General features: G+C 60.0%; 18 protein-coding genes. 10 read left to right on the forward strand and 8 right to left on the reverse strand.

Annotated features, from left to right (window positions below):
* Nucleotides 1–272 precede the first annotated feature (272 nt).
* A complete protein-coding gene (locus tag AACS24_RS13760) occupies nt 273–638 on the reverse strand; it encodes a YijD family membrane protein (protein ID WP_108571030.1) in 366 nt (121 codons plus the stop codon).
* Nucleotides 639–657: 19 nt separating this feature from the next.
* Nucleotides 658–1,278: an HTH-type transcriptional repressor FabR gene (gene fabR / locus AACS24_RS13765; RefSeq protein WP_033112608.1), complete on the reverse strand. Its 621-nt coding sequence runs from the start codon at nt 1,276–1,278 to the stop codon at nt 658–660.
* 147 nt (nt 1,279–1,425) lie between these two features.
* Here fabR and AACS24_RS13770 point away from each other — a divergent pair, with 147 nt between their 5' ends.
* Nucleotides 1,426–2,556, forward strand: a complete 1,131-nt coding sequence (locus AACS24_RS13770) for a fatty acid desaturase (protein WP_108571031.1) — start codon at nt 1,426–1,428, stop codon at nt 2,554–2,556.
* Nucleotides 2,557–2,769: 213 nt separating this feature from the next.
* Here AACS24_RS13770 and AACS24_RS13775 read toward each other — a convergent pair whose 3' ends face one another.
* Nucleotides 2,770–2,913 carry a hypothetical protein gene (locus tag AACS24_RS13775; protein ID WP_162182404.1) on the reverse strand — a complete coding sequence of 48 codons (144 nt, stop codon included), beginning with the start codon at nt 2,911–2,913 and terminating at the stop codon, nt 2,770–2,772.
* A gap of 188 nt (nt 2,914–3,101) precedes the next feature.
* Between AACS24_RS13775 and AACS24_RS13780 the strand changes: the two genes are divergently transcribed.
* On the forward strand, nt 3,102–3,728 hold the full coding sequence (locus tag AACS24_RS13780; RefSeq protein WP_041209586.1) for a lysoplasmalogenase: 627 nt from the start codon (nt 3,102–3,104) through the stop codon (nt 3,726–3,728).
* A 79-nt stretch (nt 3,729–3,807) separates the two neighbouring features.
* Here AACS24_RS13780 and AACS24_RS13785 read toward each other — a convergent pair whose 3' ends face one another.
* Both AACS24_RS13785 and AACS24_RS13790 read right to left on the reverse strand, forming a co-directional pair.
* Nucleotides 3,808–5,361, reverse strand: a complete 1,554-nt coding sequence (locus tag AACS24_RS13785) for a DHA2 family efflux MFS transporter permease subunit (protein WP_108571033.1) — start codon at nt 5,359–5,361, stop codon at nt 3,808–3,810.
* A complete protein-coding gene (locus AACS24_RS13790; protein ID WP_108571034.1) occupies nt 5,361–6,413 on the reverse strand; it encodes an HlyD family secretion protein in 1,053 nt (350 codons plus the stop codon). Before AACS24_RS13790 ends, AACS24_RS13785 begins: the two co-directional genes overlap by 1 nt.
* A 96-nt stretch (nt 6,414–6,509) precedes the next feature.
* Between AACS24_RS13790 and AACS24_RS13795 the strand changes: the two genes are divergently transcribed.
* Nucleotides 6,510–7,412 carry a LysR family transcriptional regulator gene (locus AACS24_RS13795; protein WP_033112603.1) on the forward strand — a complete coding sequence of 301 codons (903 nt, stop codon included), beginning with the start codon at nt 6,510–6,512 and terminating at the stop codon, nt 7,410–7,412.
* 9 nt (nt 7,413–7,421) lie between these two features.
* The gene (locus AACS24_RS13800) at nt 7,422–7,736 is read left to right on the forward strand and encodes a putative signal transducing protein (RefSeq protein WP_108571035.1); all 315 of its coding nucleotides are present in this window, start codon (nt 7,422–7,424) and stop codon (nt 7,734–7,736) included.
* A 6-nt stretch (nt 7,737–7,742) separates the two neighbouring features.
* Here AACS24_RS13800 and AACS24_RS13805 read toward each other — a convergent pair whose 3' ends face one another.
* On the reverse strand, nt 7,743–9,026 hold the full coding sequence (locus tag AACS24_RS13805) for a dicarboxylate/amino acid:cation symporter (RefSeq protein ID WP_108571036.1): 1,284 nt from the start codon (nt 9,024–9,026) through the stop codon (nt 7,743–7,745).
* Nucleotides 9,027–9,236: 210 nt separating this feature from the next.
* On the opposite strand from AACS24_RS13805, the gene AACS24_RS13810 reads away from it, so the two are divergent.
* On the forward strand, nt 9,237–9,482 hold the full coding sequence (locus tag AACS24_RS13810; protein WP_033112600.1) for a YecH family metal-binding protein: 246 nt from the start codon (nt 9,237–9,239) through the stop codon (nt 9,480–9,482).
* A 100-nt stretch (nt 9,483–9,582) separates the two neighbouring features.
* Nucleotides 9,583–10,182, forward strand: a complete 600-nt coding sequence (locus tag AACS24_RS13815; RefSeq protein WP_033112599.1) for a YhgN family NAAT transporter — start codon at nt 9,583–9,585, stop codon at nt 10,180–10,182.
* Between the two features lie 76 nt (nt 10,183–10,258).
* Here AACS24_RS13815 and AACS24_RS13820 read toward each other — a convergent pair whose 3' ends face one another.
* Nucleotides 10,259–11,227 carry a LysR substrate-binding domain-containing protein gene (locus AACS24_RS13820; protein WP_108571037.1) on the reverse strand — a complete coding sequence of 323 codons (969 nt, stop codon included), beginning with the start codon at nt 11,225–11,227 and terminating at the stop codon, nt 10,259–10,261.
* 274 nt (nt 11,228–11,501) lie between these two features.
* On the opposite strand from AACS24_RS13820, the gene tatA reads away from it, so the two are divergent.
* From tatA to AACS24_RS13840, 4 genes are all read left to right on the forward strand, one after another.
* Nucleotides 11,502–11,663 (forward strand): twin-arginine translocase TatA/TatE family subunit, encoded by a 162-nt coding sequence (tatA, locus tag AACS24_RS13825; protein ID WP_033112597.1) that lies wholly within the window; start codon nt 11,502–11,504, stop codon nt 11,661–11,663.
* Between the two features lie 17 nt (nt 11,664–11,680).
* On the forward strand, nt 11,681–11,983 hold the full coding sequence (locus AACS24_RS13830; RefSeq protein WP_033112596.1) for a YfcZ/YiiS family protein: 303 nt from the start codon (nt 11,681–11,683) through the stop codon (nt 11,981–11,983).
* Between the two features lie 132 nt (nt 11,984–12,115).
* Nucleotides 12,116–13,537 (forward strand): transglycosylase SLT domain-containing protein, encoded by a 1,422-nt coding sequence (locus tag AACS24_RS13835; RefSeq protein WP_181364186.1) that lies wholly within the window; start codon nt 12,116–12,118, stop codon nt 13,535–13,537.
* A 244-nt stretch (nt 13,538–13,781) separates the two neighbouring features.
* Entirely contained in the window at nt 13,782–15,029 is a 1,248-nt protein-coding gene (locus AACS24_RS13840) for a phospholipase D family protein (protein WP_108571039.1), read from the forward strand.
* A 493-nt stretch (nt 15,030–15,522) separates the two neighbouring features.
* On the opposite strand, the gene AACS24_RS13845 is transcribed toward AACS24_RS13840, so the two are convergent.
* Nucleotides 15,523–17,720: TRAP transporter permease (locus tag AACS24_RS13845; protein ID WP_258222940.1), on the reverse strand; the 2,198-nt coding region annotated here is incomplete at its 5' end.

Here is a 17,720-nt window from a genome sequence, read left to right on the forward strand (position 1 = left end):
CGGTGATTCACAACCATTTTTGCTGGATTACTCGCTTCCACCCATCCCCGTCACTGGGCTACAGCCCCACAGGGAAGAGCCATATTGACCACTCCCTCCTCCACATCTGGACATCAATGGTAAAACCGAGTCGCTTGGCAAGGGTCACCCTGCCGCGGTTGCTCGGCATGGTCATACAGGATTATTCTGCGTAGCGCAAACAAAGAGGCCTTCCCGTCGGGAAGGCCTCTTTTCTTTATCTATCAAATGATTGTGACCGCTTTGTCGACTAATCAGGGTTTCTCTTTCTTGCCGATGCTTAGACCCAGTCTGATGGAGAGTACCGCCAGCAGCAGCAGCATCATGATCAGAGAGAAGAAGTTGCTGCCGAGTTCCGGGTATTGCACCTTGAGCAGGGCCGAGTGGCCGAAGGCGCCGATAAAGAAGCAGAGCAGGGTACAGATGGGGGTATTGCCCACCATGGGTTCATGGCGATAGTGCTGGAACAGCTGATAGGCAGCCAGCCAGAGAGCGATCAGCGGAAAGAAGGAGAAGGGTACGACCGCGTTGGTCAGCACCGCCAGAGACGCATCGCCACAGATGCCGATCAGCATTGCCATGGCGAGCGGTTTTTTGGGGATCACAAGCTGTTCAGTCATATCGTTCTCCGTCCTGTGGTCATGGATGGGGCTCACGGCGCTTCTGGTTCTGTACCTCGGCGCCCATGGCAATCATCCGCAGTTGGCGAATAGTGCGATCGGAGAGTGCCCGGCACTCTTCACTGGTCATGTCGAGCGCATCGGCTCCGGCGCTGAATACGATGGTAACCATGGCCTCGGCCTGGATATAGGCATCTTCCCGCGGTGCCTGGGTGGTGGCCTCCAGATAATCGGTCAGCTCGGCAATAAAGTGCTGGATCTCGCGAGCGACAGCCTGACGAAATGCGGCCGAGGTGCCGGAGCGCTCTCGCAGCAGTAGCCGAAAGACGTTGGGATTGTTCTCGACGAACTCCATGAAGGTCTGCACCGAGGTGCTGATGACGCTGCCGCCACCGGCAATGCGTTGGCGTGCCTGGCGCATCAGCTGACGCAGAGTCAGACCGCCCTCATCGACCAGGGTCAGGCCCAACTCTTCCATATCGCGAAAATGGCGATAGAAGGAGGTGGGGGCGATGCCCGCTTCACGAGCCACTTCCCGCAGGCTGAGATTGGAGAAACTCCGGTTGGCGCACAGTTGGCTGAATGCAGCATCGATCAATGTACGCCGGGTTTTTTCTTTTTGTTGAGCGCGAATACCCACGAAATCAGTCACCTTCAGCTTAACGAGGACAAATGATAACCCGAAGGCGCCTCAGGATCAGGTTTGTATCCTACTTTTTTACCATTGACCCTGGCGAAGTCGCCATGGAAAATGGCTAACAGCTGTTCGCTGAAAGGATGCAAGAAGATGGCTAGACCCCCGATTATTCTCACCAATACCCTGTTGTTCTCTCTCTCCGGACTGGTGGCACTGGTTGCCGTGCCCTGGTATGGGATGAGCCACGGTTACGATCTCTGGCAGTGGGCTACGTTCCTGCTGCTGTTCTGTTTGAGCGGGCTCTCGATCACGGCGGGTTATCACCGCCTGTGGTCACACAAGGCTTACAAGGCTCATCCGGCGTTGCAGTGGCTGTTTGCCATCGGTGGTGCGCTGGCGTTGCAGAACTCGGCGCTGCACTGGTCGGCGGATCATCGCCGCCATCATCGTCATGTGGATGACAACGACAAGGATCCCTACAGCGCGGGGCGTGGCTTCTGGTACTCCCATATCGGCTGGATGCTGCGGGAGTATCAGGGGGAACAATATGGTGATTACAGCAATGTGCGGGATTTGCAGAACAACCCTGTGGTCATGTTTCAGCATCGCCACTATCTGGCGCTGGTGCTGGCGACCAATTTGGGCCTGCCGCTGCTGTTTGGCCTGATCCACGGAGACCTGCTCGGCATGTTGCTGCTGGCGGGCGTCTTGCGGATGGTGATGACGCACCACACCACTTTCTTTATCAACTCACTGGCCCATATCTGGGGCAGCCAGCCCTACACGGATCGCAATACCGCCCGTGACAACGGCATCCTGGCCTTTTTCACCTTCGGCGAGGGGTATCACAATTTCCACCATCTGTTCGAGAACGATTACCGCAACGGTATCCAGTGGTGGCAGTTCGATCCGACCAAATGGCTGATCCGGTTTGCCTCATGGTGCGGGTTGGCGAGAGATCTGCGCTCATCGCCGGAGGAGCGTATCGAGCAGGCCAGGCTGGAGATGCAGCTCAAACGGGCGCAGGCAAGGCTCGTCAAACAGGATGATCGCGAACTGTGGCAAGCGCTGCTGCAGGAGGAGTACGCCAAGCTGAGTCAGCAGTTGCAGCACTACTATGCCAGTCGCAAGCGGCTGCTTGAGCTGCGCAAACGCAAGGCGCTGGCGCGCTATGACCGCCTCAAGCTGCAACTGGAGTACCGATCCCTGCGGGACGGTTTCATCGCCAGCAAACGCAACTGGAGTCGCTTGCTGGCGGGTATTGCCAGAGCCCCTGTCTGATCAAGCAGAAAAGAGAAGACCGCCAATCGGCGGTCTTCTCTTTGGTAGATCCTGCGCGCCGGTTCGGCGCCAGCATCTCGGCTTATTCGGGGTGATCCTGCTCTTGCAGCTGGCTCAGGGTCTGTTGTTCCAGCGGGCTGAGCCCCAGTTGCTCGCACGCCTGCTCAAAGCTGATCCCCGGATGGCACATCGTGATATCCAATAACAGGAGGGCTAGTTGGCTTGGCTCTGCTGTTGCTGCAACTGATCCAGAGCCTGCTGCTCCTGCTGGCTGAGCCCCAGTTGCTCGCACGCCTGCTCAAAGCTGATCCCCAGATGGCACATCATGATGTCGATGGCGGGCAGATAGTTTTTCATAGCTTCTTCCATGGTGATCCTCCAGACCCGTCACTTATGCCCTGAATGGTATGGCACGGCAATTAGACTTTAGGCTTAGTCTCACCCTTTGATCCGCCCCCTGCCACTCGGTGGGGGAATTTGTTACCCTGCACCCTGATATAAAAACGGTTGCCGTATGACAGCGAGCAACGGGTGAGGAGCAGGGCATGTTATTGAGTTTCTTGATCATCGCTTCCGGTTGGTGGCATATCCGCGCCGCCTATGGTTCAGACAGCCGCCAGTTCTATATCAGCAAGCCGCTGACCATGCTGCTCATCATCGCGTTGGCGTTTGGCTATCAGGGCTATGACCACGATGGCTCCCACGCCTGGATCCTGCTCGGCCTCTGCCTCTCGCTGGCGGGCGATGTGCTGCTGATGTTGCCAAGCGACCGCTTTATTCAGGGCTTGGCGGCATTTCTTGTCGCGCACCTCTGCTACATCGTCGGCTTTGCCCAGGGGCCGCTGGTGCTCAATCTGGTGGATGGCTTGCTGCTCCTGCTCATCGCCGCGCTGGTGTTTGGCCTGCTGTGGGGCAAGCTGGGAGAGATGCGGATCCCGGTCTTCTGCTACATGCTGGTGATCATCGGTATGGCCTGGGTGGCTGCCGGTGCCTGGCACGCTTCGCTCACCGCCGGCAGTGCGGCGGCGCTGGCCGGTGCCCTGATGTTCCTCTTCTCCGACAGCATGTTGGCGCTCGATCGCTTCCGCCGCCCTTTCCCCCATGCCAGAGCCTGGGTGATGAGCAGCTACTTTGCCGCCCAGTTCCTGATTGCGGGCTCGCTGGCAGGATGACACCATGCAGTTGAATGCAGGTAACAGATAAAGAAAAACGGGCTTTGGCCCGTTTTTCGTTTTATCTCCTGGCTGCTTTTCACGCCTCTATTGGCTCGGCATCCGCTGCCCGCGGGGCGGGGGATTTGAGTAGCAGCATCAGACCGCTGGCGACCAGCAGGAAGATCCCCATGATGTAGAAGACCTGGTTGTAGGCCATGATGGCTGCTTCCCGGTTGATGGTGTTGGCGAGTATGGCGTGGGCCTGCTGCTCGGCCAGTTCGGGGCCGGACCCCTGCGCCATCATGCTCTGGGCCAGCTGCAGCAGATAGGTTTGTCCCTCGATACTGCTGGCGGGCAGGGTACTGCCGATCTGGAGCATATGGGTGCGGGTGTCGTTGTCGAGCATGGTGGCGATGATGGCGATACCAAAGGCGCCACCCAGGTTGCGCAGCACGTTGAGCAGAGTCGAGGAGGAGGGGATCTCGTCGTGGCTCAGGCTGGCGGTGGCGACCAAGGAGAGCGGCACCATGATGAAGGGCTGCCCCAGCGCCCGCACGATGAGCGCCTGAATAAGCTGCGGTCCGGCATAGTCGGCACTCATGTTGACGTTCATAAAGCAGCTGACGGCGAAGATGAGAAAGCCGAAGCTCACCAGATAGCGTGGATCGACCTTGTGGGTCAGTTTGGGCACCAGCGGCAGCACCAGCAACTGGGGCAGCCCCATCCACATCAGCACTTCGCCAATCTCCAGCGCGTTGTAGTTGTGGATCTGGGTCATGTAGAGCGGCAGCACATAGATGGAACCCATCAGCGCCATCCCGAGGATCAGGTAGGCAAAACAGGCGAGCGCAAAGCGCGGGTTGTGCAGCAGTCGCAGGTTGACCAGCGGGTGGCGGCGGATCAGCTGGCTGATGACGAAGAAGACCAGCGCAACGACCGAGATGATGGTCAGGCGCACGATGAAGGTCGAGCCGAACCAGTCCTCCCGGTTGCCCTCCTCCAGTACCACCTCCAGCACGCCCAGACCAAGCGCCATGGTAACGATGCCGATAAGGTCGACCCGCTTGATCACCTCCCAGTCCACTGCCTTCTTGTCCAGCCCGTGCGCCAGCATGGCCATCACCAACAGTCCCGGCGGGACGTTGAGATAGAAGATGTAGTGCCACGACATCTGCTCGGTGAGCCAGCCGCCGAGGGTCGGGCCGATGGCCGGGGCGAAGGTGGCACAGAGACCGAACAGCGCCATGCCGGTAGCCCGCTTCTGCAGTGGCAGCAGGGTGACGATGAGGGAGAAGGCCATCGGGATGAGTGCACCGCCGGTGAAGCCCTGCATCGCCCGGAAGACGATCATGCTGGTGAGGTTCCAGCTGAACGAGCAGAGCACGGAGGCGACGATAAAGGCGCCCGTGGTCCACAGCAGGTAACGACGCACGCTCAGCCCCCGACTCAGCCAGCCACTCAGGGGGATGGCGATCATCTCCGCCACCAGATAGGAGGTGGAGATCCAGGAGCTTTCACTCAGGGTGGCGGAGAGCGCCCCCTGAATATCCTTGAGGGAGGCGTTGGTTATCTGGATGTCGAGGATGGCCATGAAGGCGCCGATAAGGCCGCCGATGACCGCGATCCAGTGGCGACGTGGAATGGGTTCCATCAGTTGGCGGCCGTCATGGCATCAGGAGTACGGGTATCTACCGTCACTTCGCTGGAGAGACCCGGCAGCAGCTTGCCAGCGAGCTGACCCGGCTCGGGGATACGGATTTTGACCGGTACCCGCTGCACAATCTTGGTGAAGTTGCCGGTGGCGTTCTCGGGTGGCAGCAGGGCGAACTTGGCTCCGGTGGCTGGCGCCAGACTGTCGATGACCCCCTCGACCGGCTGATCCGGATAGGCGTCCAGCACCACTTCGACTTTCTGGCCGGGCTGCATATGGGCGAGCTGGGTCTCCTTGAAGTTGGCCTCGACCCACACCTGTTGCAGCGGCACCAGACTGGCGACCTGCATGCCTGACTGGACATAGAGTCCTTCCCGCAGGCTGCGCTTGCCGATGATGCCATCGGCCGGTGCGCGCAGTTCGGTGTAGCCAAGCTCCAGCCTGGCTTGCTCCAGTTGTGCTTCACTCAGGGCCAGCTTGGCCTGATTCTGCTTGGCTTCGGCATCGAGCACCAGCAGCCGTTCGCGAGCGGCCTGCAGGGCCGCCTTGGCTTCTTGTGCCTGTGCCTGATTGACCTGCAGACCGGCGCGCACTTCATCCAGACTGTCTTGCGAGCTGTAGTGGCGCTGGTTGAGCTGGCTGATCCGGGTTACCTGCTGGCTGGCGCGCAGTTGCTCGGCCTTGGCGGAGGAAACCTTGGCTTCGGCCTGCTGGATCAGGCTTAGCTGCTGGATTCGGGTAGCGGCCAGATTCTCGGCGGTCGCCTGATTGAGGCGCAGATCGGCTTCGGCCTCTGCGACCTTAGTTTTGTATTCGCGATCATCGAGACGGGCGATGAGTTGGCCCGCTTTGACCGGTTGGTTGTCGGTCACCAGCACTTCGCTGATATAGCCGGGCAGCTTGGAGCTGATCCCGGTTACCTCGCTCTGGAGATAGGCGTTGTCGGTGCTCTCGAAATAGCGGCCGTGGAGATACCAGTAGGCGGAGAAGAGGAGTGCGAGCAGGGCCAGGATCATGGCGGCCAGGAGAGGGATTTTCTTGTGTTGACTCATTTTGGAGATTCCTGAACGTAAGGGGCGCAGGCTAACACTGCTCGACTGTTTCGATTAGTATTGGTTCACGAGATATACAGTTTCACAGGTGCAACAATGGACCTAAATGCTGCGTTAATTCTGGTACGAATTGTCGACAAGGGCTCGTTTACTGCCGCAGCCCAGGAGCTGGGGATGACCAAGGCGATGGTCAGCCGGCGGATTGCCGAGCTGGAACAGCGGCTCGGGGTACGGCTGCTCTATCGCTCCACCCGCCAGCTCACCCTGACCGAGGAGGGGGAGAAGTACTACCGACACTGCAGCAAGGCGGTGGAGGCATTGACGGAAGCGGAGCTGATGTTGAGTGCCAGCCAGCAGGAAGTCACCGGCACCCTCAAGATGGCCGTGCCCATCGAGACGGGTCAGTTGGTGGTCGGGCGCCTGGTCGCCAAGTTTCTACAGGCCTATCCCGGTTTGCAGGTGGAGCTGGAGCTGACCAACCGGGTGGTTGACCCCATCAGCGAAGGGCTGGATGCGGTGGTGCGGATCGGCGATATGAGCGATTCCAATCTGGCCGCGCGGCGCCTCTGGAGCACCGGACGGCTGCTCTGCGCCAGTCCTGCCTATCTGGCGCGTAGTCCGGTTATCAAGCGGCCGGAGGATCTGGCCAACCATGAGCGGGTGACGGTGAGCAGCGGTTTTCTCGCTTCCCACTGGTGCTTCGAGCTGGATGGCAAAGAGGTACTGGTTGACCCTCCCTCCCGTTTTCGGGTCAATAATATTACCTGTGCCCGGGAGGCGGCGAAGGCGGGTCTCGGATTGGCCTCGATCCCGGCCATGCTCTGTCAGGAGGAGCTGGCCAGCGGCGAGCTGGTTGCGGTGCTGCCAGAGTGGCAGCAACCCAAGGTGTCGATCTACCTGCTGTTTCCGGAGCGACAACTTATGCCGCGCAAATTGCGGGCGTTCATCGATTTCATGGTGGAGAACGGGGCCGAGTTCGGCATCGACAAGCTGCTGTAAGGGGGAGCTATGGATAACTGGATCAATCTCTATCGCGCCTCTCACACTCTGGAGGCTCATGCTCTCAAGGGGGCGCTGGAGGCGGAAGGGGTGCTGGTACGCCTCAATGGCGATGGCCTGTCAGGGGCTTTTGGCGAGCTGGCGGCGGATCTGCTGCAGGTGACCCTGATGGTGCGGGCCGAGGATCGCAGCAAGGCAGGGCGGGTGATCGAGCGCTATCAGCAGCGCCAGGGTAACGGCTGGCTGTGTGGTCAGTGCGGGGAGGAGAACGGCGCCAACTTCGAAGTGTGCTGGCGTTGCCATCACGATCCCCACGACAGTTGATCCTCCCTAGCGCAGGGGGACGTCGATATCTTCCCCGGCATGTTCATCGTGATAGGTCGCCAGATCCAGCTCGTTTTCGCTGCGGGCAATCAGCACGGAAACCAGAATATCCCCCGAGACGTTGACCGCGGTGCGCGCCATGTCGAGCACCCGGTCAATCCCCGCAATCAGTGCGACCCCTTCCAGCGGCAGTCCGACTGCCGTCAGCGTCAGCGTCAGCAGCATCAGCCCGGTGCCCGGAGTACCTGCGGTGCCGATACTGGCCAGGGTGGCGATGCTGATGATGGTCAGGTAGTCCACCAGATGCAGATCTACGCCGAATGCCTGTGCCACGAACAGAGCCGTGACCCCCTGATAAAGGGCGGTGCCATCCATGTTGATGGTAGCGCCGATGGGCAGCACCTTGGCGGTGATGGCGGGTGAGACCCCGAGCCGCTTCTCGGCACAGGCGAGGCTGATGGGCAGGGTACTGCTGCTGGAGCTGCTGGTGAAAGCCACCGCCTGGGCATCGACGATGCTCTTGAAGTAGTGGATTGGGTTGAGCCGCGCCAACAGGAGCAGCAGAGTGCTGTAGACCCCGAGCACATGGAGCAGGCAGCCAAGATAGACGGCTCCAATCACCTTGAGCAGGGGCAGCAACAGTTCGATGCCATATTTGCTGGTCATCCAGGCCATCAGGGCACAGACGCCGTACGGGGCCAGCGCCATCACCATCTGGGTCAGCTTGAACATCCCCTCCGCCAGCGAGGTGAAGAAGAGGATCGCGGGGCGGCCGCGGCGGCCACAGGCATTGAGTGCCACGGCCAGCGCCACGGCAAAGACGATCACCTGCAGGATCTTGCTGTCCACCATCGCCTCGACCGGATTGCTCGGTACCAGATGGCTCAGCACGCTGGCCAGAGTCGGTGGTGTGGCCATGCCGGGTCGTTGGTAGGGGCCCATGTCGGCACCCATGCCGGGTTCCAGCAGCCAGCCCATCATCAGTCCGATGCAGATGGCGATGGCGGTGGAGCAGAGGTAGAGGCAGCTCGCCTTGACCCCGATGCGGTCGAGCGCCTTGCCCTTAAGCAGTGAGGTAAGGCCGGCGATAACCGAGCAGAAGATCAGGGGTACCATCAGCATCTGGATGGTGTTGACGAAGAGCACGCCGATGGGTTTGAGCAGCTGAGCCTGCTCCTCGAGGCCGACGCCAAGGGCGACCCCGGTCAGCATGCCGATCAGGGTCTTGAGCCAGAGCGGGCGACGGGTCCAGATCTGCCAGGGTTTGCTTGCCTCTCCATGGAACAGCATGGCGCCAATATCCTTATCAAATGTCTGCGGTGACCAAAAATGGGGCGCTAGTGTAGCGATCCCTGCAGTGGGTTGCCACATTATCGACAAAGCGGCGTCGCTGGCCACTCTCGCAGCAGGGTAATCCGTTATTTATTGGCCTATATCAAGATCCCTCCGGGCGGTAGACGCTTTAATTGACATTAAATATGTTCATTATTGAGGTGGAAGATGTCGCAATCGGTACATGGTCACGAAGTGATGGAAATGATGCTGGAACAGGACGGCCAATTCACCCGTGCCAGTCTCAAACAGGCGATGGCGCAGCGGTTCGGTGCCGATGCCCGTTTTCATACCTGCAGCGCCAGCGAGATGGATGCCGAAGCGCTGATCGACTTTCTGGCTGCTCGCGGCAAGTTCATCGAAGCGGGCGAGGGTTTCCAGACCCGTGCCGACAAGATCTGCAATCACGGATAACCCCCTTGGCGAGCGCATGATGGCGCTCGCTCAACTTCTCGCCCTTTGCTATATTTCGCCCCCTCCCATTTCCCAATTCAAGGCGTAGCCCGGGCGTTGTATGGATACTTTTTCTGCCGCAGTCATGCTGTTTCTGATCATGGACCCGCTGGGCAACCTGCCGGTCTTCCTCTCCATCCTGCGCCATATCGATCCCAAGCGGCGGCGCAAGGTGATGATCCGCGAGCTGCTCTTCTCGCTGGCCATCATGATGCTCTTCCTCTTTGTCGGTCAGCAGATCCTCGGCTTCCTCAACCTGCGGCAGGAAGCAGTCAGCATTGCTGGCGGTATCATCCTGTTCCTGATCGCCATCAAGATGATCTTCCCGAGTGAAGGGGGAGTGACCGGACTGGCGGCGGGCGAGGAGCCTTTCCTGGTGCCGATGGCGATTCCGATGATCGCCGGCCCCTCGATCCTCGCCTCCTTGATGCTGCTGGCCAATCAGGAGCCCACCCGCATGGTGGACTGGTCGCTGGCGCTCTTCATGGCATGGGCCGCCAGCGCGGTGATCCTGATGTTCTACGAGGTATTCAACAAGCTGCTGGGTGAGCGTGGACTCACTGCGGTGGAGCGGCTGATGGGGATGCTGCTGGTGATGATCTCGGTGCAGATGCTGCTGGACGGGGTACATCACTATCTGGCGGTGACCGGTCAGGGCTGACCGGTTTGCATGCCGAAATGAATGAAACGGGGCTACGCAGAGCCCCGTTCTTTTTTGCTGCCGAGAGGATGTGCCGTCACCCGCATGCGGTCGCTGCGGGTTCCAGTTTGCTCATGATGAGGGTCAGCAGCAGCTCCCGCAGCCAGCGGTGGCCCGGATCCTCGCTGTGACGCTGATGCCAGATCAGCAGGTGCGAGATGCTGTCCAGCTCGATGGGCAGCGGCAGTTGCAACAGTGGATAGACCTGGGTCGCGTGGCGGGCGTAGAGCTTGGAGAGGGTGACGATCATATCGGAGTGCATACCCATCCGCAGCGCCGCCTCAAATGAGGGGACACTCGCCTCGATACGCCGGTAGAGGTCGTGCTCCGCCAGCTTGTGATCCAGCATCCAGCGATCCCGCCCCTCGCAGTAGGTCTGGACATGGGGATAGCTGAGGTAGTGGTCGAGATCCCAGCACGGCTCCTGCAGGGCGGGGTGGTGTTGCTGCACCAGACAGGTGAGGTCATCGACTGCCAGCACTCGCTGGCAGATGCTGCCGGGCAGGGTGTCGAGCCGGTAATCGGAGCTGATGCAGTTCTCCCGCACCGCGAAGGCGATGTCCACCTGTCCCTGACTCATCTCGGTCAGACTGTTCTCGGTCCACTCTTCATAGCGCAGGCGGATCCGTGGTGCCTGCCGCTTCAGCTCGCTCAGGTAAAGCGGGGCAAACAGGGTGAAGGCGCTGTCCATACTGGCGATGACGAACTCCCGATCCGAGTTGGCCGGGTCGAACTCCGGCGGCAGGATCAGGTTGTCCAGCGACAGCAGGATGGGTTGCAGCTGCTGTTGCAGCACCAGTGCGCGGGGGGTCGGTTCCAGCCCGTAAGCGGAGCGGATAAAGAGGGGATCGTCGAAGGTTTCACGCAGCCGACCGAGCGCCTTGCTGACCGCAGATTGACTCAAATGCAGTCGTCTGGCCGCCTTGCTGCCGTTGCGTTCCTCCAGCAGAACCTGCAGGATAATCAGCAAATTGAGGTCGATACGACCCAGTTGTTCCAGCAGCATGATATGAATCCTCTTCAACTCTAAGATGAATTTATACCATTTGTTTTCATATCTTGGCGATCTTATCCTCGAATGGTCTCAGGTTCGGATGAACCACTGGTACAGGATGTAGCGGTTGAGGGGACACGTAGCACAACTAATATGGCGACCTTCGGGTCGCCCTATTTTTTGTAGTGATTTATTTGCTCACTTGCACCCGCCTTGATTTTGCCCAACAATTCTTGCGCTCTGTTTTGATACAACTGATAGATATCTCTCTTTGAGGAGCATCCCTATGGGACTCGGTGGAATTCATATCTGGCACATGTTGATCCTCTTGCTGGTGGTTGTGCTGGTGTTTGGCAGTAAGCGTCTGGCCAGTGCGGGTGAGGATCTGGGAACCGCTATCAGGGATTTTCGTAAAGCCATGCGTGACGATGAAAATCATCCGAAATAAGCAGTAGGAGTAAAAGTATGTCTGTAGACGAGAAAGTTGAACTGAACGAAACCTGTGACAGCTGTGGCTGTTTTGCCGAGATCGGCACCATCATCGGTGAAGGCGATGATGTGATGGAACTGGTGATCGAAGCCGCTGCCGAGGCTGATGCTCGTGCCAAGCTGGCTGCCTATGAAGCACTGGCCAAGCAGGTGACTGCTGAAGCCAAGAGCAGCAGTGAACTGACCCAGGGCGCCAACGGCGTGATCCTGAAAGCCCGCCTGCAATTTACCTGCACCGCCGAAAAACTGATCTTCGAAATGCGGGCCCGCTCTATCTGAGCCCTCTGATGACGCGGCAGGCCAGTCCTGCCGTGTTGACCCTTCTGCTGTGGGTCTGCGTTCTATAGTTACTCTATCCCACAGACGGTTTTGCCCGGCGCGAGTCGGCCAACAGAAGGCGATAACATCATGATGCGGCACTGGATCTGGGGCCTGCTGGCTCTCTGGTCTCTCCCTCTGCTGGCGGCCGATCTCAAGCCACAGCGCCTTCCCCAACCCGGGGACCTCGAAACCATTTTGCAAAAGCGCGAACTCAGGGCTCTGGTGGTCTATGAGCGCGGTTTCTATTTCCTCGACAAGGGTGCCCAGTACGGCATTCTGGTCAATCAGCTGCAAGGGTTCGAGCGCTGGTTGAACAAGACCTACCTCGCCAAGGAGAAGGTGCCGCTCAAGGTGGTCTATATCCCGGTTCGGCAGGACAAGCTGCTCGATTATCTAGCTGAGGGGCGCGGCGATCTGGTGGCGGCCAATATGACGGTGACTCCCACCCGGCGCGAACAGGTGACCTTCTCCCGGCCGCTGATCTCCTCCATCGAGGAGTGGGTGGTCAGCCAGAACACGCTGCCCGCCTTCAACCGCATTACCCAGCTCTCCGGTCGGCGGGTCTGGGTGCGCGCGAGCTCCAGCTATTGCGAGAGTCTGCGCCAGCTCAACTGGTTGTTTCGCGAGTTGGGGCTGCCTCCTGTCTATATCGAGACGGTGCCCGAGTATCTGCAGGATGGCGATCTGCTGGAGATGGTTGCCGCCGGCATTATTCCGCTCACGGTGACCGACAGCTACAAGGGGCGGATCTGGCTGGGGGGAATGATCTCCGGCCTCAAGGCGCACAAGCTGATCCCCCTGCGCAGCAAGGGCACCAGTGCCTGGGCGCTGCGCAAGAACAGCCCGGACCTGCTCAAAGCGGTCAACCGCTATCTGGCGGGGGCCAGCCGCAACAGCCTCTATAGCGACATGACTCTGCGCCGCCTGCTGGCCCGCAGCGACCAGATGAGCAACATACTGGCACCGGACCCCATGGGGCGGCTGGCAACCATTCGCAAGGTGCTGGAGAAGTACGCCAAGCAGTATGAGCTGGACTGGCTGATGCTGGCTGCGCTGGCATACAAAGAGTCCGGCCTCAACCCTGCTATCCGTTCCGAGAAGGGGGCGGTCGGCATCATGCAGCTACTGCCCAGTACCGGTCGCGAGGTCAATATCACGGGGGCCAGACTGACGACGCTGGATGGCAACGTTGAGGCGGCCTGCCGCTACTTGCGTCTGATCCTCGATACCTACTTCAACGATCCCAATCTGGATCTGCTCAACCGCCACCTCTTTGCGCTCGCCGCCTACAATGCCGGGCCTAATCGGGTTCAGGCCCTGCGGGACAAGGCGGGCAAGCTGGGGCTGGATCCCAATGTCTGGTTCGGCAACGTGGATCAGCTGGTGGCCAACGAGGTGGGGCAGGGGCCGATCAACTATGTCGGCACTATCTACAAGTACTATGTTGGCTATCGCTTCAGCCTGCCCCAGATCGAGGGCAAGGCCGCGGCTATCGAAGCGGCTCAGCCATAAGCCTATTGACCGGCTGAGGCTCCGGCGTGGTCGTTAGCGGCCAGCCACCATCCCTGTGCAGCAAGAACCAGTGGGCCGGCTCGATGCCGGGTGTTTTATCCGGCTGGTGGAGCTGGCCCAGATAGCGCAGCATAGGGGTATCGTGCAGTTCCATAGCAACTCCCTGTTTCGAGATACGAAAAGTGTCGATATACGAAGAGGCTTGCTGCGTTATGACACCTGGCCATGACAGCAGGATGACAAGATGATCCCCGGATCCTTTGCCCTGATCGACGACCCGGCCCTGGCGCTCAAGGTGCGCTGCCACTGGATCCGCTCTGCCCGCGAGCAGATCCAGGCGCAGTACTACAGCTGGGAGGAGGACAGCAGCGGCAAGCTGCTGCTGAGCGAGCTGCTCCATGCCGCCCGGCGCGGAGTCAGGGTGCAACTGTTGGTGGATGACCTCTATGCCGGGGACAACCGCTTTCTGGAGATGGTGGCTCACTGTCCCGGTATCGAGGTGCGGCTGTTCAACCCCTTCTGGCTAAGGGGCTGGCGGCCGTTGGCCCTGCTGTTGGAGGGGCTCTTCACCTTTCGCCGCATCAATCACCGGATGCACAACAAGCTGCTGCTGGTGGATGGCAAGCTGGCGCTTATCGGTGGCCGCAATATTGGTGATCGATATTTCGGGCTGGATCCGGAAGCTCCTTTCGTGGATCTCGATCTTGCCTGTCAGGGGGCCATTTGCGAGCAGATGACGGCGGGGTTTGCCCAGTTCTGGCAGAGCCGCTGGAGCCACCCTATCCGCCACCTGTTGCGCCGAAGATTGCAGCCCGCCGAAATTCGTGTGGTTAACGATTTCCTCCTCACCATGGCGGATCCCGCGGTCGCTGCCGTTTATGATCTGCCTGCCTCGCTGTTTGATGGCTACGAGCCCGGGCTTGTGTGGCATGTCGGTCGGGCCGAGGTCTGGTTTGACCGTCCCGGCAAAGGGCTGGTTTCCCGCCCGGTGACCGCTCGCCAGCTCTGGCGACAGTTGGCGGATGCCCCTTCCACGCTCCGCATGGTGACTCCCTATCTGATCCTCACGCGCGGTTTTCGGCGCCGTTTGCAGCGGTTGCGTCGGCAGGGAGTGGTGATCGAGATCCTCACCAACTCGCTGGCCAGCACGGATGTGCCGCTGGTGCACGGGGCTTACCTGCGCCACAGGGGTTGGTTGCTGCGTCAGGGGATCCGGCTGTGCGAGTTTGATGAGGGGCAAAACAGCCTGCACGCCAAGCTGATCCTGCTGGGAGAGGATCGCGCCCTGTTTGGCAGCCTCAACCTCGATCCCCGCTCGCTTTTTCTCAATACCGAGCTGATGTTGCAGCTGGAGTGTGCGCCCATCTGCCAGCAGTTGCAGGCGTGGCTGCAACAGTGGCAAGGGCCGAGCGAACCACGCAAACCGGGAGGGTGGTCACGGCGTCTGGTCGCCAGGATCAGCGACTGGTTACCACTGCATCGCTGGTTGTGAGCTGGCCATTTTTTGTGCGAGATCTCGCAAAGGCGTGTAGGTCTTTGCCGATGCACATTGCGGGTGAATAGCTATAATTGAGTCTATCTAGCTGTTTTATAACCAATTCATGGTGGTGATAAGGCTGTTTTTTGTACCGGCATGTGAATGAATTGGGCATAAAATCGTTTTTTATTTTGTTTTTCTGCGTAATATTTCAGTTGCAAGGACAAACACGGCGGCTTGCTGCCGTGTGGAAGAGGGTTGTAACGGGTTGCTGGCCACTTGTATCGCTGCAACTGGCGCTGACTTCTGATGGGTAGCGAACTTTCGGGAGGTTCGGAGAGGCGCCCGCGACGACCGGATTCCAATATGGAACATGCTTATTTGCGAGGGGGTGACATGGATATGTCACCCCACTTTTTTTCTGGCTGAATGCGGGTTTATCGCTGGCATCAGTGTTGTAAAAAAGAGAGCGGCCCTCTCTCATTTCTCATGCAGATGCGGGAACCCATCAGCTTGCGCTGACCACCACGCGGCGACGCTGAAACCAGACGATGGCGCCAAACAGCAGGAAGCCCGGGATCCACATCAGCTCTTTGCGCCAGCGGTCGGTTGGCGCCTTGACAGCCAGGATCTCCTGATCGAACTCCAGCCCCATGGCGGCTGCCGGGCTGCCGAAGGCGACGCTGTCGATCAGCGTCTTGCCATCCTGCTCATAGAGGGTGAGCCCCAGATTGGCCAGCCGTTCTTCACCCGTGGCCCCTTCTGGTACGGGCACCAGCAGGGTGAACTGGCGCGGCTTGCCGACCGCATCCTCTCCCATGACCCGGACGCGCAGGGGACTCTCCGCTTCCACCTCACCCATGGTCTGGGCCAGCTGGGCAGGCGGTGTCTGGCGATAGGGATCGTGGGCCAGATCCATCCAGAAGCCGGGGCGGAACAGGGTAAAGGCGACCAGCAGCAGCAGGATGCTCTCGTACCAGCGGCTCTTCACCAGAAAGTAACCCTGAGTCGCCGCGGCGAAGATCAGCATGGCAATGGTCGCCACGATGAAGATCAGCACGCCGTGGGCGAAGTCCACGTTGATGAGCAGCAGGTCGGTATTGAAGATGAAGAGGAACGGCAGCGCTGCGGTACGCAGGCTGTAGTAGAAGGCGGTGAGACCGGTACGGATGGGATCCCCTTTTGACACGGCCGCTGCCGCAAAAGAGGCGAGCCCCACCGGTGGCGTCACATCCGCCATGATGCCGAAGTAGAAGACGAACAGATGCACCGCGATGAGCGGCACGATCAGCCCGTTCTGCTGCCCGAGCGTCACCACCACTGGCGCCAGCAGGCTGGAGACCACTATGTAGTTGGCGGTGGTCGGCAGCCCCATGCCGAGGATCAGGCTGAGCAGGGCGGTCAGCAGCAGCATCAGCAGCAGATTGCCCATGGAGAGCATCTCCACCAGATCCGCCAGTACCAGCCCGACGCCGGTCTGGGAGACGGCACCGACTATGATCCCCGCCGTAGCGGTCGCGATACCGATGCCGATCATGTTGCGGGCGCCGGCAACCAGTCCCTCGCGCAGATCGACCATGCCGTCGTTGAAGGTGCCGTAGTCGTGCTTGCCGTCGCGGCGCAGCCAGTTGAGCAGCGGTCGCTGGGTCAGCAGGATAATCACCAGCATCACTGTGCCCCAGAAGGCGGAGAGGCCGGGCGAGAGGCGCTCCACCATCAGGCACCACACCAGCACCACCACCGGCAGCAGGAAGTGAAGGCCGGAGAGCAGCACGGTACGGGTGTTGGGCAACTCCTCAAGTGGCTTGTCCGGATCTTCCGCCGGCAGGGGGTCATTGCTGGCGGCGATCTTCAGCAGACCCAGATAGGCGCTGGCCAGCAGCAGACCGATACCGGGCAGGGCATAGTCGCCCAGCGCCGGTTTGAGCCAGCCAAGGCCATAGTAAACCGCCATCGACAGTCCGCTGATGAGGGCCGCGCCAAAGGCAAAGCCGGTCAGACGGTGCAGCCAGGGTTTCGGCTGATGGTTGCCGATGGGTTGCATGCCGAGCTTGAGTGCCTCCAGATGGACGATGTAGAGCAGCGCTATATAGGAGATGGCCGCAGGCAGAAAGGCGTGCTTGATGATCTCCACATAGGGGATGCCCACGTATTCGACCATCAGGAAAGCCGCAGCCCCCATCACGGGTGGCATGATCTGGCCGTTGACCGAAGAAGCCACTTCAACCGCGCCCGCCTTCTCTTTCGAGAACCCCACCCGCTTCATCATGGGAATGGTGAAGGTGCCGGTGGTGACCACGTTGGCGATGGAGGAGCCGGAGATCAGGCCGGTGAGGCCGGAGGCAACTACCGCCGCCTTGGCCGGCCCCCCGCGCAGGTGACCAAGCAGACTGAAGGCGAGCTGGATGAAGTAGTGGCCTGCACCGGCCCGCTCCAGCAAGGCGCCGAACAGCACGAACAGGAAGACGAAGCTGGTGGAGACGCCGAGGGCGATACCGAACACTCCTTCTGTGGTGATCCACTGGTGGTTGGCCAGCGCGGTAAAGCTCACTCCGCGGTGGGCCAGCAGCCCCGGCATCCAGGGGCCCGCCAGACTGTAGGTGAGAAAGACGATGGCGATGACCGCCAGTGCCGGCCCCAACGCACGACGCGCCGCTTCCAGCAGTAGCGGAATGCCGATACAGGCCGTCACCAGATCGGCGGTGG

This window comes from Aeromonas sp. HMWF016, assembly GCF_963878195.1.
Taxonomy (GTDB): domain Bacteria; phylum Pseudomonadota; class Gammaproteobacteria; order Enterobacterales; family Aeromonadaceae; genus Aeromonas; species Aeromonas lacus.

Excerpts from the sequence above, each read along its gene's own strand:
- AACS24_RS13835 (WP_181364186.1), top strand. The coding sequence starts at position 12,116 with ATGCGGCACTGGATCTGGGGCCTGCTGGCTCTCTGGTCTCTCCCTCTG.
- AACS24_RS13820 (WP_108571037.1), bottom strand. The coding sequence starts at position 11,227 with ATGCTGCTGGAACAACTGGGTCGTATCGACCTCAATTTGCTGATTATC.
- AACS24_RS13800 (WP_108571035.1), top strand. The coding sequence starts at position 7,422 with ATGGATAACTGGATCAATCTCTATCGCGCCTCTCACACTCTGGAGGCT.
- tatA (WP_033112597.1), top strand. The coding sequence starts at position 11,502 with ATGGGACTCGGTGGAATTCATATCTGGCACATGTTGATCCTCTTGCTG.
- AACS24_RS13840 (WP_108571039.1), top strand. The coding sequence starts at position 13,782 with ATGATCCCCGGATCCTTTGCCCTGATCGACGACCCGGCCCTGGCGCTC.
- AACS24_RS13815 (WP_033112599.1), top strand. The coding sequence starts at position 9,583 with ATGGATACTTTTTCTGCCGCAGTCATGCTGTTTCTGATCATGGACCCG.
- AACS24_RS13775 (WP_162182404.1), bottom strand. The coding sequence starts at position 2,913 with ATGAAAAACTATCTGCCCGCCATCGACATCATGATGTGCCATCTGGGG.
- AACS24_RS13760 (WP_108571030.1), bottom strand. The coding sequence starts at position 638 with ATGACTGAACAGCTTGTGATCCCCAAAAAACCGCTCGCCATGGCAATG.
- AACS24_RS13805 (WP_108571036.1), bottom strand. The coding sequence starts at position 9,026 with ATGCTGTTCCATGGAGAGGCAAGCAAACCCTGGCAGATCTGGACCCGT.
- AACS24_RS13790 (WP_108571034.1), bottom strand. The coding sequence starts at position 6,413 with ATGAGTCAACACAAGAAAATCCCTCTCCTGGCCGCCATGATCCTGGCC.
- AACS24_RS13810 (WP_033112600.1), top strand. The coding sequence starts at position 9,237 with ATGTCGCAATCGGTACATGGTCACGAAGTGATGGAAATGATGCTGGAA.
- AACS24_RS13780 (WP_041209586.1), top strand. The coding sequence starts at position 3,102 with ATGTTATTGAGTTTCTTGATCATCGCTTCCGGTTGGTGGCATATCCGC.
- AACS24_RS13795 (WP_033112603.1), top strand. The coding sequence starts at position 6,510 with ATGGACCTAAATGCTGCGTTAATTCTGGTACGAATTGTCGACAAGGGC.
- AACS24_RS13830 (WP_033112596.1), top strand. The coding sequence starts at position 11,681 with ATGTCTGTAGACGAGAAAGTTGAACTGAACGAAACCTGTGACAGCTGT.
- AACS24_RS13785 (WP_108571033.1), bottom strand. The coding sequence starts at position 5,361 with ATGGAACCCATTCCACGTCGCCACTGGATCGCGGTCATCGGCGGCCTT.
- AACS24_RS13770 (WP_108571031.1), top strand. The coding sequence starts at position 1,426 with ATGGCTAGACCCCCGATTATTCTCACCAATACCCTGTTGTTCTCTCTC.